This window comes from Streptomyces sp. NPDC088810 (assembly GCF_044750305.1).
Classification (GTDB): domain Bacteria; phylum Actinomycetota; class Actinomycetes; order Streptomycetales; family Streptomycetaceae; genus Streptomyces.
On record NZ_JBIVJQ010000005.1, the window covers coordinates 287,884 to 303,421 of the forward strand.

Here is a 15,538-nt window from a genome sequence, read left to right on the forward strand (position 1 = left end):
GGGGGTGACGGTTCACCCCGGCCACACGATCGCCTGCACCTCGCTGTACGCGTGCAGGGCGTACGACCCCACGTCCCGGCCGACCCCGCTCTTCTTGAACCCGCCGAACGGGGCCTCCATGTTGCGGCCGACCGTGTTGACGCCCACACCCCCGGCCCGCAGCCGCCGCGCCACCCGGAAGGCCCGGGCCACGTCACCGGACCAGACGTAGTCGATGAGCCCGTAGTCGGAGTCGTTGGCGAGGGCCACCCCCTCGTCCTCGTCCGCGAACGGGATCACCGTCACCACCGGACCGAAGATCTCCTCCCGGGCCACCCGCATGTCGTTCGTGCCGTCGGCGAGCAGGGTGGGTGCGACGAAGAACCCCCGCTCCGGCGGCGGCCGTTCACCGCCCGCCACGACCACGGCGCCTTCCTTCCGGCCGAGTTCGACGTACGACTCCACCCGCGCCCGGTGCTCGGCGGAGATCACCGGCCCGACCACCGTGTCCGGCTCCCGCGGGTCCCCCACCTTCAACCGGCGTGCATACTCCGCGAGTTGCTCCACCAGCCGCTCGTACACCCCGCGCTGGGCCAGCACCCGGGTCGGTGCCGTGCAGATCTGTCCGCTGTAGAAGGAGAAGGTGGTGCCGATGCCGGCGACGGCCGAGGCGAGGTCGGCGTCGTCGAAGACGAGCGCGGCCCCCTTGCCGCCCAGCTCCATCAGCTGGCGTTTCATGTCCCGCCCGCACACCTCGGCGATGCGGCGCCCGACGGCCGTGGACCCGGTGAAGCTCACCATGTCGACGTCACCGGAGGCCACGACGGCCTCGCCCACCGACACGTCCCGCCCGGAGACGACGTTCACCACGCCCGGCGGCGCCCCGGCCGCCTCCAGCGCCTGGGCCATCCGGTACACGGACAGCGGATCCTGCGGGGCGGGTTTCACCACCACCGTGTTGCCCATGGCCAGCGCCGGGGCGATCTTGCCGGCCGGGTTGGCCCACGGGTTGTTGTAGGAGGTCACACAGGTGACGACCCCGACGGGCTGCCGTACCGCCAGTGCCCCCAGCACGGCGGCCCTGCCCATCGGGCCGGCCTCGTTGATCTGCGGGGCGACCGCCCACTCGGCGGGCTCCACGCCCGCGTACCGGCGGAAGCGGGCCGCGGCCACCCCGACCTGCATCGCGCGGGCCGTCCCGGTGGTCGCGCCGGTCTCGGCCCGGGCCAGGTCGGCGTAGGGCACCAGCCTTTCCCGGATGATCTCCGAGGCCCGCCCGAGCACCGCCGCCCGCTCCTCCGGCCGGGTCCGCGACCACGCCCCGAACGCCTCCCGGGCCGCCGCGCAGGCCTGCCGCGCCTGCTCCGGCGAGGCCTCCGGCGCCCAGCCGACGGTCTCCTCGGTGGCCGGGTCGGTCACCGGGTAGTGCCCGCCGTCCGGGGCCACCCACTGTCCGCCGACGAACAACGGCTGCCCCTCGCTCACCGCGTACTCACCGTCCGCGTGTCCCGCCCGGACCGCAGCACCTTGCCCGGTACGGCACCGGTCACCACGTCGTCCCGGATCGCCTCCACCCCGTTGACCCACACGGCCCGCACCCCGAGCGCCCGGGAGTCCAGCCGGGGACTGTCCCCCGGCAGGTCGTGCACCAGCCGGGCCCGGCCCGCGTCGATCCGCTCCGGGTCGAACAGCACCAGGTCGGCGTGCCAGCCCTCCGCCACCCGTCCCCGCTCCCGCAGCCCGAACAGCCGCGCCGGGTCGTCGGTCAGCATCTTGACCGCCTGCTCCAGGCCGACCAGCTTCCGGCCGCGCAGGCAGTCCCCGAGGAACCGGGTGGTGTACGGCGCCCCGCACATCCGGTCCAGGTGGGCGCCCGCGTCCGAGCCGCCGAGCAGGACGTCCTCGTGCTGCCAGGTCTCGGCGCGCAGCGCCCAGGAGGCCGGGTCGTTGTCGCTCGGCATGGGCCACAGCACGGTCCGCAGCCCGTCCTGGGCGCAGATCTCCACCAGGCAGGCGAACGGGTCCTGCCCGCGCTCCGCGGCGATGTCCCGCACGACCCGTCCGGTGAGGCCCCGGTTGGCCTCGCTGTAGGTGTCCCCGATGACGTACCGGCCGAAGTCCGTGAGCCGCCGGAACACGCCGGCCTCCTTCGACCGGGCCCGACGCAGCATCTCCTCCCGGACCGCCGGGTCCCGCAGCCGGGCGATGCGCTCGGGCACGGGCAGCCCCAGGACCGGCCCCCACCCCGGGATGAGGTTGAGGGCGCAGAAGGTGCCCAGCGACATGTTCATCGGGGTCAGGATCGGCATGGTGAGCGCCACCACCCGCCCGCCGGCCTTCCGGGCGCGCTCGCTCGCGCTCAGCTGCCGCGGCACCCGTTCCGGTACGGCCGCGTCGATGGTGAGCACGTTCCAGTTCAGCGGCCGTCCGGCCGCCGCGCTCATCTCCACCAGCAGATCGATCTCGTCGTCGCTGAACTGGTCCAGGCAGCCGGCGACGATCGCCTCGATCTGCGTGCCCTCGTGCTCGCCGACGGCACGGGAGAGGGCCAGCAGCTCCGCCGGCTCCGCGTGCCGGGAGGCGACCGGCTGCCCGTCGCCGTCGGAGTGCGTACCGGACTGCGTGGTGGACAGCCCCCAGGCACCGGCGTCCATGGCCTCGTGCAACAGCCGCAGCATCGCGTCGAGTTGGCCGGCCGTCGGCTGTCCGCCGATCGCCTCCGGCCCCATCACGTACCGCCGCAGCGCACAGTGCCCCACCATGAACCCGGCGTTCACGGCGATCCGCCCCTCCAGGGCGTCCAGATACTCCCCGAACGCATGCCAGCTCCAGGGCGCCCCCTCCTCCAGCGCCACCAGGGACATCCCCTCCACCTTGGACATCATCCGCCGGGTGTAGTCGGCGTCCTCGGGGCGGTCCGGGTGCAGCGGGGCCAGGGTGAAACCGCAGTTCCCGGCGGCCACGGTGGTCACCCCGTGGTTGAGGGAGGGCGTGGCGTAGGGGTCCCAGAAGAGCTGGGCGTCGTAGTGGGTGTGGGGGTCGACGAAGCCGGGGGCGAGGACGAGACCGGCGGCGTCCTCGGTGGTCCGGGCCGCGTCCGTGATCTTTCCGACGGCGGCGATACGACCGTCACGGATGCCGACGTCGGCGGTGCAGGCGGGCGCACCGGTGCCGTCCACGACGGTGGCGCCCTTGACGAGGTGGTCCAACATGCCGGGAACCCCCTTACACAGCCTGCCGGAACCGGGACGTCCGGTGCACCGGATCCGTGTCGATCTTCGGAATCACCTGCTCACCGATGAGCCGGATCGTCTGCAGCGTCTCCTCCTTCGGCACGCCCACCGGCAACCCGAAGCTCAGCTGGTCGGCCCCGGCCTGCTCCCACCGCTTGCACTGGCGCAGCACCTCGTCCGGATCCCCGCAGATCAGCAGCTCCTCCTCGATCAGCAGCTCCACGAACTCCGGCGTGTACGGGGGCAGCGTCTCGGGCCACTCCGGGAAGCCCTCGGGGCGCGGGAAGGTGTCGTGGTACCGGAAGACGAGCGAGGGGAGGTAGTGCAGGCCGCCGTTCACGGCGATCTCGATCGCCTCCGCGTGGGTGGGCGCGCAGATGGCGGTCGTCGTGACCATCACGTTGTCGTTGACGAAGTCCCCCACCGGCTCCGCGTTCACGATCGCCGTCTTGTACTGCTCCAGCACCCACTCCATGTCGGAGACCTTCTGGATGCTGAAACCGAGCACCCCGAGCCCCTTCTTCGCGGCCATGGCGTACGACGGCGGGGACCCGGCCGCGTACCACATCGCCGGGTGCGAGGCGCCGTACGGCTTCGGCAGGACCTTGCGCGGCGGCAGCTGCCAGTGCTTGCCCTGGAAGCCGGCGTACTCGTCCTGGAGCCACATCTTGGGGAACTCGGCGATGGTCTCTTCCCAGATCTCCTTGGTGTGGTTCATGTCGGTCACCCCCGGAATGAACCCGAGGATCTCGTGCGAACCGGCCCCGCGCCCGCTGCCGAACTCGAAGCGGCCCTCGCTGAGGTGGTCCAGCATGGCGACCTTCTCGGCGACCTTCACCGGATGGTTGACCGGGGCGAGCGGGTTGAAGATCCCGGAGCCGAGGTGGATGCGCTCGGTGGCGTGCGCCAGGTAGCCCAGGAACACGTCGTTCGCGGACAGGTGCGAGTACTCCTCCAGGAAGTGGTGCTCGGAGGCCCAGGCGTACTTGAAGCCGGACTTGTCCGCCTGGATGACGTACTCGGTCTCCTCCATCAGCGCCTTGTGCTCGGCCAGCGGGTCGGTCTCGGCGCGCTTGCCCACGTATCCCTGTACGAAGAGCCCGAATTCCACGGCGGTTCACCGTCCTCAACGTATCTGACGAGTCGTCAGTTCCTGCCTGTCGGCCGACTGTCGCACCGGCCAGGACGACCGTCAATAGCTGACGGTCAGTCAGATGATGGACACGCCCGCCAGCCAGCCGCCGTCGATCACGAACGGCTGCCCGGTGATGTACGAGGAGTCGTCCGAGGTGAGGAAGAGGGCGAGCCGGGCCACCTCCTCCGGCTGTCCGACCCGGCCGAGCGGCACGAGCTTGCGGTACAGCTCGTCCAGGGCCCGGCTCATCTCCTCGGGGTCGGCGTCCGGGTCCAGCCGGGCCGGGTTCGACATCGCGGTGTCGATGGCCCCCGGGCAGATGGCGTTGACCCGGATCCGCCGGCCCGCCAGCTCCAGCGCGGCCACCCGGGTCAGCCCGAGCACCGCGTGCTTGGTGGCGGCGTACGTGCCCACCGCCGCCATGCCGGTCAGGGCCGTGTAGGAGGCGGTGTTCACGATCGTGCCCCCGTCGGCCATCTCCGGCGCCACCGCCTTCATCCCCAGGAAGCAGCCGACCTGGTTGACCTGCACGACCTGCATGAACTCGTCCAGCGGGGTGTCCACCAGGGCGTTGAAGCGCAGGATGCCCGCGTTGTTGACCAGCCCGTCGATCCGCCCGTACGCCTCCTTGACGATCCCGACGGCCTCCCGCCAGCCCTCCTCCGTGCCCACGTCCAGGTGGACGTACAGCGCCCCTATCTCCTGGGCGAGCGCCTCCCCCCGGTCGTCCAGCACATCGGCGACGACCACCCGCGCGCCCTCCGCCCGGAACAGCCGCGCCTCCTGCTCGCCCTGTCCGCGCGCCGCCCCGGTGACGAGGACGACCCGCCCGTCCAGCTTGCCCATACCGTCTCCTCAGTCCAGCCGGGGCGCGACCTCTGCCCCGAACAAGCGGATCTGCTCGATGAGTTCGGCCCGGCTCCGGCTGCGGAACCGCACCTGGACCTGGTCCACGCCCATCGCGCGGTACGCCCGCAGCGACGCGGCGATCTCCTCCGGCGCCCCGGCGATCGTGCGCCGCCCGACGTCCCAGCCGGGCCGGCCGACGTACAGCGGCTCGGTGAGGGCGCCGACGGTGTACGCCCCGTCGAGCCCGCCCTCCTCGCGCAGCCGCCGGATCCGGGCGATCCGCTCCGGCAGCCGGTCGCGCGGGTCCCCCTGCGGCAGCCAGCCGTCGCCCTTCAGCGCGGCCCGGCGGACGGCGGCCGGCGAGGAGCCGCCGACCCAGAGCGGGACGTGCGGCTGGCCCGGTCGCGGCCGCTGTCCCAGGTCGGCGAAGTCGTAGTGCTTGCCGTGGTGCTCGGGGAACTCGTCGGGCCCCAGGGCGGCGCGCAGCGCGTCCATCGCCTCGTCCAGCACGGCCCCGCGCCGCTCGAAGTCCACCTGGAGGACCTCGAACTCCTCCCGCACGTGCCCGGCCCCGACCCCGAGGACCAGCCGCCCGCCGGAGAGGTGGTCGAGGGTGGCGTACTGCTTGGCGGTCAGGAGCGGGTGCCGGAGCCCGACGACGGCCACGTGGCTGAGCAGCCGTACCCGCTCGGTGACGGCGGCGAGGTGGGCGAGGGTGGCCACGGGGTCGTACCAGACGGTGCTCATGGCCGGTGCGAGGCGGCGCGGGATGGCGACGTGGTCGCAGCAGGCGACGTACGCGAACCCCGCCGCGTCGGCCGCCCGAGCGACGGCGACCAGGTCCTCCGGCCCGCCCCCGGCCTCCCACTCCTCCGTGTACAGGGTGCTCTGCGACTGGACGGGCAGCTGGATGCCGTACGCCAGGGCACTCACGCCCGCCACAGTCCTTCCGGGGTGAGCCCCAGCAGCTCGATGGCGTTGCCCCGGACGATCCGCTCGACCACGTCGGCCGGCAGGTGCCCCATCTGGGCCTCGCCGACCTCGCGGGACGTGGGCCAGGTGGAGTCGGAGTGCGGGTAGTCCGTCTCGTACAGGACGTTGCCGACCCCGATGGCGTCCAGGTTCCTGAGCCCGAAGGCGTCGTCGAAGAAGCAGCCGTGGACGTGCTCGGCGAACAGCTCGGACGGCGGCCGGTGCACCTTGTCGGCGACCCCGCCCCACCCGCGGTTCTCCTCCCACACCACGTCCGCGCGCTCAAGGATGTACGGGATCCACCCGATCTGCCCCTCCGCGTACATGACCTTCAGGTTCGGGAAACGCTCGAACTTGCCGCTCATCAGCCAGTCGACCATCGAGAAGCAGCAGTTGGCGAAGGTGATCGTGGAGCCGACGGCGGGCGGGGCGTCGGCGGAGGTGGAGGGCATCCGGCTGGACGAGCCGATGTGCATGGCGACGACGGTGCCGGTCTCGTCGCAGGCGGCGAGGAAGGGGTCCCAGTCGTCGGTGTGCACGGACGGCAGGCCCAGGTGCGGGGGTATCTCGGAGAAGGCGACGGCCCGGACGCCGCGTCCGGCGTTGCGCCGCACCTCCTGCGCGGCCAGCTCGGCGTCCCACAGGGGTATGAGCGTGAGCGGTATCAGCCGCCCGTGCGCCTCGGGCCCGCACCACTCCTCCACCATCCAGTCGTTGTAGGCGCGCACGCACAGCAGGGCCAGCTCCTTGTCGGCGGCCTCGGTGAAGGTCTGCCCGCAGAAGCGGGGAAAGGTGGGGAAGCAGACGGCGGACTGGACGTGGTTGACGTCCATGTCGGCGAGCCGGGCGGACACGTCGTACGACCCCGGCCGCATCTGCTCGTACGTGATCACTTCGAGCCTGACCTCGTCCCTGGCGTACCCGACGGCGGTGTCGAGGCGGGTGAGCGGCCGGTGCAGGTCCTCGTAGACCCACCAGTCGCCGAGCGGGCCCTCGTCGCCGCCCGGGGTGCCCATGACGGGCTTGAACCGCCCGCCCAGGAAGGTCATCTCCTTCAGCGGGGCGCGCACGATCCGGGGCCCGACGTCCCGGTACCTCCTCGGCAGGCGGTCCTGCCACACGCCGGCGGGCTCAACGGTGTGGTCGTCGACGGAGATGATCAGCGGGAACTGTGTGGTCTCCATACCGTGCACGGTAGCGCCGATCTGACGGTGCGTCAGCTACCGGTGTCCGACGGCCGGCATGCGGAGAGGTTGTGAGGGCTCTGTGCACCCAGGTGTGGCCCTCTGTGATCGGCGTCTCCCACGGCTGACGCAACCGCCCGTTACAAGGCAAACTGACGGGGTTGTTCGTGATGCCGAGGGGGGCGAACGCATGGACGGTGGGCCGCGAGTACCCGAGCAGCGGCGTGCCGGGTCCGGGCCCGTCGCGGAGCCCGGCCCGCTGCGCTTCGGCGTGCTCGGTCCGGTGCGGGCCCGGCGCGGCGAGGAGGCGCTCCCCACGGGCTCCCCCCAGCAGCGCGCCCTGCTGGCCGCACTGCTGCTGCGGGAGGGCCGTACGGCCACGGCGGCCGAGCTGATCGACGCGCTGTGGGGGTCCGAGCCGCCGTCCCAGGCCCTGGCGGCGGTCCGCACCTACGCCTCCCGGCTCCGCAAGATCCTCGACCCCGGCGTCCTGGTCAGCGAGTCCGGCGGCTACGCCGTCCGCGGCCTGGGCGAGGGCGCCCTGGACCTCGCGGTCGCGCAGGACCTGGCGGCCGAGGCGGAGAAGGCACGCGGAACCGGTGACCTGGGCCGGGCCCGGTCCCTGCTGAACCAGGCCCTGGCGCTCTGGGACGGCGAGCCCCTGGCCGGCGTCCCCGGCCCCTACGCCGAGGCCCAGCGGGCCCGCCTGGAGGAGTGGCGCCTCGGCCTCCTGGAAACCCGGCTCGACCTGGACCTCGAACAGGGCGGCCACGCCGAGGCGGTCTCCGAACTGACCGCCCTGACGGCGGCGCACCCCCTCCGGGAACGCCTGCGCGAACTGCTGATGCTGGCGCTCTACCGCAGCGGCCGTCAGGCGGAGGCCCTGGCGGTGTACGCGGACACCCGCCGCCTGCTCGCGGAGGAACTGGGCGTGGACCCGCGCCCCGGCCTGAGCGAACTCCAGCAGCGCATCCTCCAGGCGGACCCGAGCCTGGCGGAGCCCTCGTCCCCCATGGCGGAGCCGACGGCGGCCCCGGTCCGCCCGGCCCAGCTCCCGGCCTCCGTCCCCGACTTCACCGGCCGTTCCGCCTTCGTGTCGGAACTGACCGAGGTGCTGTCCTCGGCGTCCGAGGCGGAGGGCCGGGTGATGGCGGTCTCGGCCCTGGCCGGCATCGGCGGCGTGGGCAAGACCACCCTGGCGGTGCACGTGGCCCACCGGGCGAGGGGCGCCTTCCCCGACGGCCAGCTGTACGTGGACCTCCAGGGCGCCGGCCCCCGCCCGGCGGAACCGGAAACGGTCCTGGGCTCCTTCCTGCGGGCCCTGGGCACGCCCGACACGGCCATCCCCGACTCCCTGGAGGAACGCTCGGCCCTCTACCGCTCCGTCCTCGACGGCCGCCGGGTCCTGGTCCTGCTGGACAACGCGAAGGACGCGGCCCAGGTACGACCGCTGCTCCCCGGCACGGAGGGCTGCGCCGCCCTGGTCACCTCCCGCGTCCGCATGCTCGACCTCGCCGGCGCCCACCTGGTCGACCTCGACGTCATGTCCCCCGACGAGGCCCTGGCGCTGTTCACCAGGATCGTGGGCGAGGAACGGGTGGCCGCGGAACGGGAGGCGGCCCTGGACGTCGTCGCCGCCTGCGGCTTCCTCCCCCTGGCCATCCGCATCGCCGCCTCCCGCCTGGCGGCCCGCCGCACCTGGACGGTGTCGGTCCTGGCCGCCAAGCTCGCCGACGGACGCCGGCGCCTGGACGAACTCCAGGCCGGCGACCTGGCGGTCAAGGCCACCTTCGAACTGGGCTACGGCCAACTGGAACCACCCCAGGCCCGCGCATTCCGCCTCCTGGGCCTGGCAGACGGCCCGGACATCTCCCTCGCAGCTGCGGCCGCGGTCCTGGACCTCCCCGCGGAGGAGACGGAGGACCTGCTGGAGTCCCTGGTGGACACGTCGCTGCTGGAGTCGGCGGCGCCGGGGCGGTACCGGTTCCATGACCTGGTGCGGCTCTACGCCCGGGCCTGCGCGGAGAGGGACGAGCGGCCGCCCAGCGAACGGGAGGCGGCCATGTCCCGGTTGCTGGACTTCTATCTGGCTACGGCGGCCGGGGTCTATGCAATCGAGCGGCCGGGAGACCGGACGGTCGCGCATCTTGAGCAGAGCCGGTACGAGGGGCAACCGTTCCCCGATGCCGCGAAGGCAACGGACTGGCTGCACGCGGAGGCGGAGCCGCTTCTCGCCTGCGTCCAGCAATCGCTGCGGCCCACCACACTGCGTCGGGCTGTGGACCTCCTCCTGGTCACGATAGATCTGGCGGAATCAGGGGCCGGCTCGCGCCGATACGAGACGACAGCCATGGCCGCGTGTGAGTCCGCAGCAGCCGAGCGAGATCGGCACGCCGAGATGCGCGCGCGCATAACACTGGCGCAAGTACTCAGTCAGTCAGGGCGATTTGAGGCGGCCGAGCGGGAAGCCAAGCGCGCTGATTCTCTCAATGAGGCCGCCGTCGACCCCTGGACGAGCAGTGCTGCACCCAACCAGCTCGGCATCATCGCCATCTGCCGGTCCATGTACGCCGATGCCGAGCGCTATCTCCTCAGGGCGATACAGGCCTTCCAGGCCGATGAGAACAAACCCGGCGAAGCAAGCGCGGTCTGCAACCTCTCACGCACCCTGGCGTCGATGGGCCGCAGCTCCCAGGCCATCGAGCTGGCCGAACGAGGAATCAGGATCTACGACGAGCTGGGCATGTCCGTACGCCTGGCGAACGCGCGCTACGCCTCAGGGATCGTCCTCACGCAGGCCGGCAGGCTGCCAGAGGCTCTTGAGCAACTGGACAGGGCGCTTCAGATCTTCACCGAAAGCCGACAGCGCCTCTGGGAAGGCACTACCCACTTCCGCATCGCCCAGGTCCACCTCTCGGCTCGCCGCCCGGCCCAGGCCGCCCAGCACGCCGAACAGGCACTGGCGATCGGATGCATCGGTGGCGACTGGATGCGCGCCAATACCTTGACCCTCCTGGGCAAGGCGCTGGGAGCGCTGGGCCAACCGGATCGAGCACGTGCTTGCTGGTTGGATGCTCTCAGGATCTATGAAGCGACGGGCTCTGCCGAAGCAGGCGAGGTCCGCAGCCTCCTCTCCCCAATCGCCGCAGCCTGAAGCCCGTCACCCTGTCGTTCATCGAACGTTTATGGGGCACTGCGACGCTGATCTCACGATCCGTCGCCGTCGGGGGGCAGACGGATCTCCAGGGCCTCACGGCTTACTCTGAGGCCTCTGGAACGCCCGTTCGGCAGCCCTCGGGGGAGTTGCCGAACGGGTGCTTCCACCGCAGTGCGTCTTTTATCTACCGGGGAGTCCCGCCATGACCGAAGCCAAGAAGGCCGAGGAGATCACCACGCTGGACCAGCACGCTCCCGCCCCGCCCAAGGCGGTCGAGGAGATCACCACGCTGGACCAGCACGCCCCTGCCCCGCCCACCGCGGCCGAGGAGATCACCACGCTGGACCAGCACGCGCCCGTCCCGCCGGCCTTGGATCTCGGCAGCAAGTAACGACCTTCATCCCGACGGGGATCGGCCGCGGCGGCGCGGAGGGGGAGCCGCCGCGGCCGAGGCGTGTCCGGGAAATGCGGCAGCACCAACGAGGGGCCGGGCGGAAGCTCGGCCCCTTGTCGTGTCACCCCTCCAACTCGCACCACACGGTCTTCTCCACCCCCTGCTCCACGCCCCACCCAACGGTCACCGCGTCGATCAGGGCGAGGCCCCGGCCCGTCTCATCGTCGTCCGAGGCAGGCACGAGCACGGGGAGGGCTTTCGCCTCCTTGTCGGTGACCTCGACGCGAATGCGCCCACCACCCGTCCGGGCCACCCGTACGCGGACAGCGGCGGCCGGCTTTGTGTGAGTCCCTCACCCCGCAGCACCCTCGCCAGTTTGCGCGCCGTCGCCGTGTTGCAGTTGCCGAGCGCGACCAGGCCCACCGGCGAGGGGTACGGCTACCACGGCACCCGTGAAGCCCGCCGTCAGGACGTCTACCGTTTCGACCAGCTCCTCCGCTGCCCCGAGATCCGCAGCCTCCTCCGCTTCAGCGCCGAGGACGTTTTCCGGCGGCCTGCGTACACGGTCGCGGAGATCAGGGCCACGCTGGTTTCCCTGACCGGCGATTGCCGGTGACCGTCGGGCCGGTCGCATCAACCCCGCCCCCTCAGCTCCCCTTTGACCACCTTCCCGCTCGCATTGCGTGGAAGTGACCGTACGAACTGCACCGACCGCGGCACCTTGTAGTTCGCCATCTCGCGGCGGGACCAGGCGATCAGGTCGTCCGAGGTCAGGTGGGAGCCGGGGCGGCGGACGACGTATGCCCTGGCGACCTCGCCCAGGCGGGCATCCGGTACGCCGATCACCGCGGCGTCGGTCACATCGGGGTGGAGGGCGAGCAGTTGCTCTATCTCCGCCGGGTACGCGTTGAAGCCGCCGACGATGAACATGTCCTTCAGGCGGTCCGTGATGCGCAGGTTGCCCGCCTCGTCCAGGACGCCCACGTCACCCGTGCGCAGCCAGCCGTCCGCGGTGATCGCCTCGGCGGTGGCCTCGGGGTCCTCGTAGTAGCCCCGCATGACGTTGAAGCCCCGGACCAGTACCTCCCCGGGGGTGCCGGAAGGCCCGGCCACTCTCACCTCCGTGCCGGGGATCGCGCGGCCGGACGTGGAGGCGATCAGCGTCGGGTCGTCGCCGCGGCGGCACATGGTGACGATGCCGGTCGCCTCCGAGAGGCCGTAGGCCGTCAGGACCGTGCCGACGCCGAGTTCCTCGCGCAGGCGTTCCACCAGGCGGAGGGGGACCACCGCCGCGCCCGTCACCACCAGGCGGAGGGTCGACAGGTCGTGGGCGTGCCGGGCGGGGTGGTCCAGGAGTTGCTGGTGCAGGGTCGGCGGGCCCGGGAGGACCGAGATCCGTTCCGCCGCGATGTTGGCCAGGGCGGTGTCCACGTTGAACACCGGCTGCGGGATCATCGTCGCCCCGCGCATCAGGCAGGCGAGCACCCCGGCCTTGTAACCGAAGGTGTGGAAGAAGGGGTTGACGATCAGGTAGCGGTCGGAGCGGCGCAGGCCGGCCAGGTCCGCCCAGGTCTCGTAGGCGCGCAGGGTCTGGCCGTGCGTGATCACCGCGCCCTTGGGGCGGCCCGTAGTGCCGGACGTGAAGACGATGTCCGAGAGGGCGGAGCCGGTGAGCTCGCGTCCGCGGGCCCGCACGTCCGGCCCCGGCACCCCCTCGCCCGCCGCCAGGAAGTTCTTCCACGTCTCGAAGTCGGGCGGTGCGTCGTCCGAGAGGACCACCACCCGGTTCAGGGCCGGCAGGGCGGGGAGCGGGCACCCCTCGGCCGGTGCCCCGGCGCCTGCCGCCCGTCTCAGTGACGCCACGTACGACGTGCCCAGGAACGTCCCCGTCACGAACAGCAGCCTGGCGCCGCTGCGGCGCAGGACGTCCGCCGCCTCCGCGCCCTTGAAGCGGGTGTTCAGCGGTACCAGGACCGCGCCCGCCGAGACCGCGCCGAGGGACGCGACGATCCACTCCAGGGTGTTGGGGGCCCAGACGGCCACCCGGTCGCCCACCTCCACCCCGCAGGCCAGGCAGGCCGCGGCCGCCCGCTCGATCCGGGCGCCCAGTTCGGCGTAGCTGATCCGCGTACGGCCGTCGGCCACGGCCTCGGTGTCCGCGTACCGCCCGGCCGCCCACCGCACCAGTTCCGGGATGGTCTCCCACGACGCCGTCACGGACCGGCCTCCCCCCACACAGGTAGCTGACTGTCCGTCAGATTAGCGGTAATCTGACGGGCTGTCAGGAGAGGGGGCCGCACATGGCAGGAGCAGGACTCAAGGACGCCACCGCCATCGTCGGGATCGGGCAGACCGCGTTCGCCCGGCACTTGGCCGAGGACGAGAGGACGCTCGCCTGCCGGGCCGTGCTCGCCGCGCTCGACGACGCGGGTATCGCGCCCGGCGAGGTGGACGCGCTCGCCTCCTACACCATGGAGGAGACCGACGAGGTGGAGCTGGCGAAGGCCGTCGGGTTCGGGGACCTGACCTTCTTCAGCAAGGTGGGGTACGGGGGCGGCGGTTCCTGTGCGACCGTCGCGCACCTCGCCGCCGCCATCGCCTCCGGGCAGGCCACGGTGGGGGTGGCGTGGCGGTCGAGGAAGAGAGGGAGCGGGCCCCGGCCGTGGACCAGTACGGCCGTGCAGCTGCCGACTCCGGGGCAGTGGACCCGGCCCTTCGGGCTGCTCCGGCCCGCCGACGAGATCGCCATGCTGGCCCGGCGGTACATGCACGAGTACGGCGTCACCCGGGACCACCTGTTCAACGTCGCGCTGGCCTGCCGCAACCGGGCCAACCAGAACCCGGCCGCCGTGATGTACGAACGGCCGCTGACCCGCGAGATGTACATGACCTCCCGCTGGATCAGCGAGCCGCTGTGCCTGTACGACAACTGCCTGGAGACGGACGGCGCCCTCGCCTGTGTGGTGGTGGGCAAGGAGCGCGCCCGGGACTGCCGGCAGCGGCCCGTGTACGTCCACGCCGCCGCGCAGGGGCTGCCCGCCCAGCACCACGGCATGGTCAACTACTGGAACGACGACCCGCTCACCGGCCCCGCCTGGACCGCCGCCCGGCACCTGTGGAAGCACGCCGACCTCACGCCGGAGGACATCGACGTCGCGCAGATCTACGACGCGTTCACCGCGCTGATCCCGCTGTCCCTGGAGGGCTACGGCTTCTGCGCGCGCGGCGAGGGCGGTGCCTTCACCGAACAGGGTGCCCTGGAGACGGGCGGGCGGCTGCCGGTCAACACCGGCGGGGGCGGGCTGAGCGAGGCCTACGTGCACGGCTTCAACCTGATCAACGAAGGGGTGAAGCAGCTGCGCGGCACCAGTACCGCCCAGGTGCCCGGCGCCGCCGCCTGTCTCGTCACGGCCGGCGAGGGTGTGCCCACCTCCGCCCTTCTCCTCAGGAGCTGATCATGCTGACTCCCGTCACCGACACCGACGGCGCGCCCTTCTGGGAGTACGCGGCCCGCGGCGAGCTGCGCGTCCAGGCGTGCGGCGACTGCGGTGAACTCCGCTTCCCGCCCCGGCCCTGCTGCCCGCACTGCCAGTCGTTCGCGAGCGAGTGGCGGCCGGTGTCGGGGCGCGGGCGGGTGTGGTCGTACGTCGTGCCGCATCCGCCGCTGCTGCCCGGCTACGCGGAGCAGGCACCGTACAACGTGGTCGTCGTGGAGCTGGAGGAGGCCCCGCGGATACGGCTCGTGGGGAACGTGGTCACGCACGCCGGGGCGCCGCTGAACTCCCTCGACCCGGCGCGGCTGAGGATCGGCGCCCGGGTGCGCGCGGTCTTCTCCGGCGGGCTGCCGCAGTGGGTGCCGGCGTGAACACCGTCCGCCTCGACGTCGGCGAGGACACCGGCGTCGCCGTCGTCACCCTGGACCGGCCCGGGCGGCTCAACGCCGTCGACCTCACCATGGTCCGGGAACTGTCGGAGGTCTGGCGGGAGTTGCGGTTCGATGACGCCGTACGAGCCGTCGTGCTCACCGGGAGCGGGGAGCGGGCGTTCTGTACGGGCATCGACCGGGACGCCGTCGTTCCGCAGCCCTCGTCGCCGTACATGCAGGACGATCCGCTGCTGGGCATCGGGCCGAAGGCGAACGGCCTGTGGAAGCCGGTGATCGCCGCGGTGCGCGGGATGGCGTGCGGCGGGGCCTTCTATCTGCTGGGCGAGGCCGAGTTCGTCGTCGCGGATCCCACGGCCGTGTTCTTCGACCCGCACACGACGTACGGCATGGTCAGCGCCTACGAGTCCGTGCTGATGGCCCAGCGGATGCCGTTCGGGGAGGCCGCGCGGATGATGCTCATGGGCACGGCCGAGCGGATGTCGGCGCGGCGGGCGTACGAGGTGGGACTCGTGTCCGAGATCGCCGAGGAGGGGCGGGCGGTGGAGGCCGCCGTGCGCTGCGCCGGGGTCGTCGCCGGGTACCCGCCGGAGGCGGTGCAGGGGACGGTGCGGGCGCTGTGGGCGGCGAAGGAGGCGGCGCGGGCGCAGGCGTTCGCGCAGGCGCCGCACCTGATCACGCTGGGCAGTCTGCCGGCCGGGCGGCAGGCGGAGCTGTTCGCCGCCCGCCGCCGGGAGTTCCGGGTGCGCTAG

Annotated in this window: 14 protein-coding genes; 6 read left to right on the top strand and 8 right to left on the bottom strand. The window is 72.2% G+C overall.

Features of this window, described 5'->3' with window-relative positions:
* Positions 1-12: 12 nt before the first annotated feature.
* The 6 genes from ACIP4Y_RS19075 to ACIP4Y_RS19100 form a co-directional block, all read right to left on the bottom strand.
* A complete protein-coding gene (locus tag ACIP4Y_RS19075) occupies positions 13-1,464 on the bottom strand; it encodes an aldehyde dehydrogenase family protein (protein ID WP_401394578.1) in 1,452 nt (483 codons plus the stop codon).
* Positions 1,461-3,191, bottom strand: a complete 1,731-nt coding sequence (locus tag ACIP4Y_RS19080) for an amidohydrolase family protein (RefSeq protein WP_401394581.1) — start codon at positions 3,189-3,191, stop codon at positions 1,461-1,463. Before ACIP4Y_RS19080 ends, ACIP4Y_RS19075 begins: the two co-directional genes overlap by 4 nt.
* Positions 3,192-3,204: 13 nt before the next feature.
* Positions 3,205-4,323, bottom strand: coding sequence for an LLM class flavin-dependent oxidoreductase (locus ACIP4Y_RS19085; protein ID WP_401394584.1), 1,119 nt, complete (start codon positions 4,321-4,323; stop codon positions 3,205-3,207).
* Between the two features lie 99 nt (positions 4,324-4,422).
* Positions 4,423-5,193 (bottom strand): SDR family NAD(P)-dependent oxidoreductase, encoded by a 771-nt coding sequence (locus ACIP4Y_RS19090; protein WP_401394587.1) that lies wholly within the window; start codon positions 5,191-5,193, stop codon positions 4,423-4,425.
* Between the two features lie 9 nt (positions 5,194-5,202).
* Positions 5,203-6,120 (bottom strand): TIGR03619 family F420-dependent LLM class oxidoreductase, encoded by a 918-nt coding sequence (locus ACIP4Y_RS19095; RefSeq protein ID WP_401395203.1) that lies wholly within the window; start codon positions 6,118-6,120, stop codon positions 5,203-5,205.
* A gap of 5 nt (positions 6,121-6,125) precedes the next feature.
* The gene (locus ACIP4Y_RS19100; protein ID WP_401394590.1) at positions 6,126-7,352 is read right to left on the bottom strand and encodes an amidohydrolase family protein; all 1,227 of its coding nucleotides are present in this window, start codon (positions 7,350-7,352) and stop codon (positions 6,126-6,128) included.
* 190 nt (positions 7,353-7,542) lie between these two features.
* Between ACIP4Y_RS19100 and ACIP4Y_RS19105 the strand changes: the two genes are divergently transcribed.
* Together ACIP4Y_RS19105 and ACIP4Y_RS19110 are read left to right on the top strand one after the other, a co-directional pair.
* Positions 7,543-10,506: an AfsR/SARP family transcriptional regulator gene (locus ACIP4Y_RS19105; protein WP_401394593.1), complete on the top strand. Its 2,964-nt coding sequence runs from the start codon at positions 7,543-7,545 to the stop codon at positions 10,504-10,506.
* A gap of 205 nt (positions 10,507-10,711) precedes the next feature.
* Positions 10,712-10,900 carry a sigma-like protein gene (locus tag ACIP4Y_RS19110; protein WP_401394596.1) on the top strand — a complete coding sequence of 63 codons (189 nt, stop codon included), beginning with the start codon at positions 10,712-10,714 and terminating at the stop codon, positions 10,898-10,900.
* Positions 10,901-11,024: 124 nt separating this feature from the next.
* On the opposite strand, the gene ACIP4Y_RS19115 is transcribed toward ACIP4Y_RS19110, so the two are convergent.
* Entirely contained in the window at positions 11,025-11,150 is a 126-nt protein-coding gene (locus ACIP4Y_RS19115; protein WP_401394599.1) for a hypothetical protein, read from the bottom strand.
* A 129-nt stretch (positions 11,151-11,279) separates the two neighbouring features.
* On the opposite strand from ACIP4Y_RS19115, the gene ACIP4Y_RS19120 reads away from it, so the two are divergent.
* Positions 11,280-11,519 carry a hypothetical protein gene (locus ACIP4Y_RS19120; protein ID WP_401394602.1) on the top strand — a complete coding sequence of 80 codons (240 nt, stop codon included), beginning with the start codon at positions 11,280-11,282 and terminating at the stop codon, positions 11,517-11,519.
* Between the two features lie 17 nt (positions 11,520-11,536).
* Here the strand turns inward: ACIP4Y_RS19120 and ACIP4Y_RS19125 are convergent, their stop codons facing one another.
* Positions 11,537-13,120 carry a FadD3 family acyl-CoA ligase gene (locus ACIP4Y_RS19125; RefSeq protein WP_401394605.1) on the bottom strand — a complete coding sequence of 528 codons (1,584 nt, stop codon included), beginning with the start codon at positions 13,118-13,120 and terminating at the stop codon, positions 11,537-11,539.
* Positions 13,121-13,203: 83 nt separating this feature from the next.
* On the opposite strand from ACIP4Y_RS19125, the gene ACIP4Y_RS19130 reads away from it, so the two are divergent.
* Genes ACIP4Y_RS19130 through ACIP4Y_RS19140 form a run of 3 tightly spaced genes read left to right on the top strand, consistent with a single transcriptional unit; the run spans position 13,204 to position 15,538 of the window.
* The gene (locus tag ACIP4Y_RS19130; RefSeq protein WP_358639494.1) at positions 13,204-14,358 is read left to right on the top strand and encodes a lipid-transfer protein; all 1,155 of its coding nucleotides are present in this window, start codon (positions 13,204-13,206) and stop codon (positions 14,356-14,358) included.
* Positions 14,359-14,360: 2 nt separating this feature from the next.
* Positions 14,361-14,768 carry a Zn-ribbon domain-containing OB-fold protein gene (locus tag ACIP4Y_RS19135; RefSeq protein WP_401394608.1) on the top strand — a complete coding sequence of 136 codons (408 nt, stop codon included), beginning with the start codon at positions 14,361-14,363 and terminating at the stop codon, positions 14,766-14,768.
* Positions 14,765-15,538, top strand: coding sequence for an enoyl-CoA hydratase/isomerase family protein (locus ACIP4Y_RS19140; protein ID WP_401394611.1), 774 nt, complete (start codon positions 14,765-14,767; stop codon positions 15,536-15,538). Before ACIP4Y_RS19135 ends, ACIP4Y_RS19140 begins: the two co-directional genes overlap by 4 nt.

Excerpts from the sequence above, each read along its gene's own strand:
- ACIP4Y_RS19080 (WP_401394581.1), bottom strand. The coding sequence starts at position 3,191 with ATGTTGGACCACCTCGTCAAGGGCGCCACCGTCGTGGACGGCACCGGT.
- ACIP4Y_RS19090 (WP_401394587.1), bottom strand. The coding sequence starts at position 5,193 with ATGGGCAAGCTGGACGGGCGGGTCGTCCTCGTCACCGGGGCGGCGCGC.
- ACIP4Y_RS19100 (WP_401394590.1), bottom strand. The coding sequence starts at position 7,352 with ATGGAGACCACACAGTTCCCGCTGATCATCTCCGTCGACGACCACACC.
- ACIP4Y_RS19105 (WP_401394593.1), top strand. The coding sequence starts at position 7,543 with ATGGACGGTGGGCCGCGAGTACCCGAGCAGCGGCGTGCCGGGTCCGGG.
- ACIP4Y_RS19110 (WP_401394596.1), top strand. The coding sequence starts at position 10,712 with ATGACCGAAGCCAAGAAGGCCGAGGAGATCACCACGCTGGACCAGCAC.
- ACIP4Y_RS19130 (WP_358639494.1), top strand. The coding sequence starts at position 13,204 with ATGGCAGGAGCAGGACTCAAGGACGCCACCGCCATCGTCGGGATCGGG.
- ACIP4Y_RS19135 (WP_401394608.1), top strand. The coding sequence starts at position 14,361 with ATGCTGACTCCCGTCACCGACACCGACGGCGCGCCCTTCTGGGAGTAC.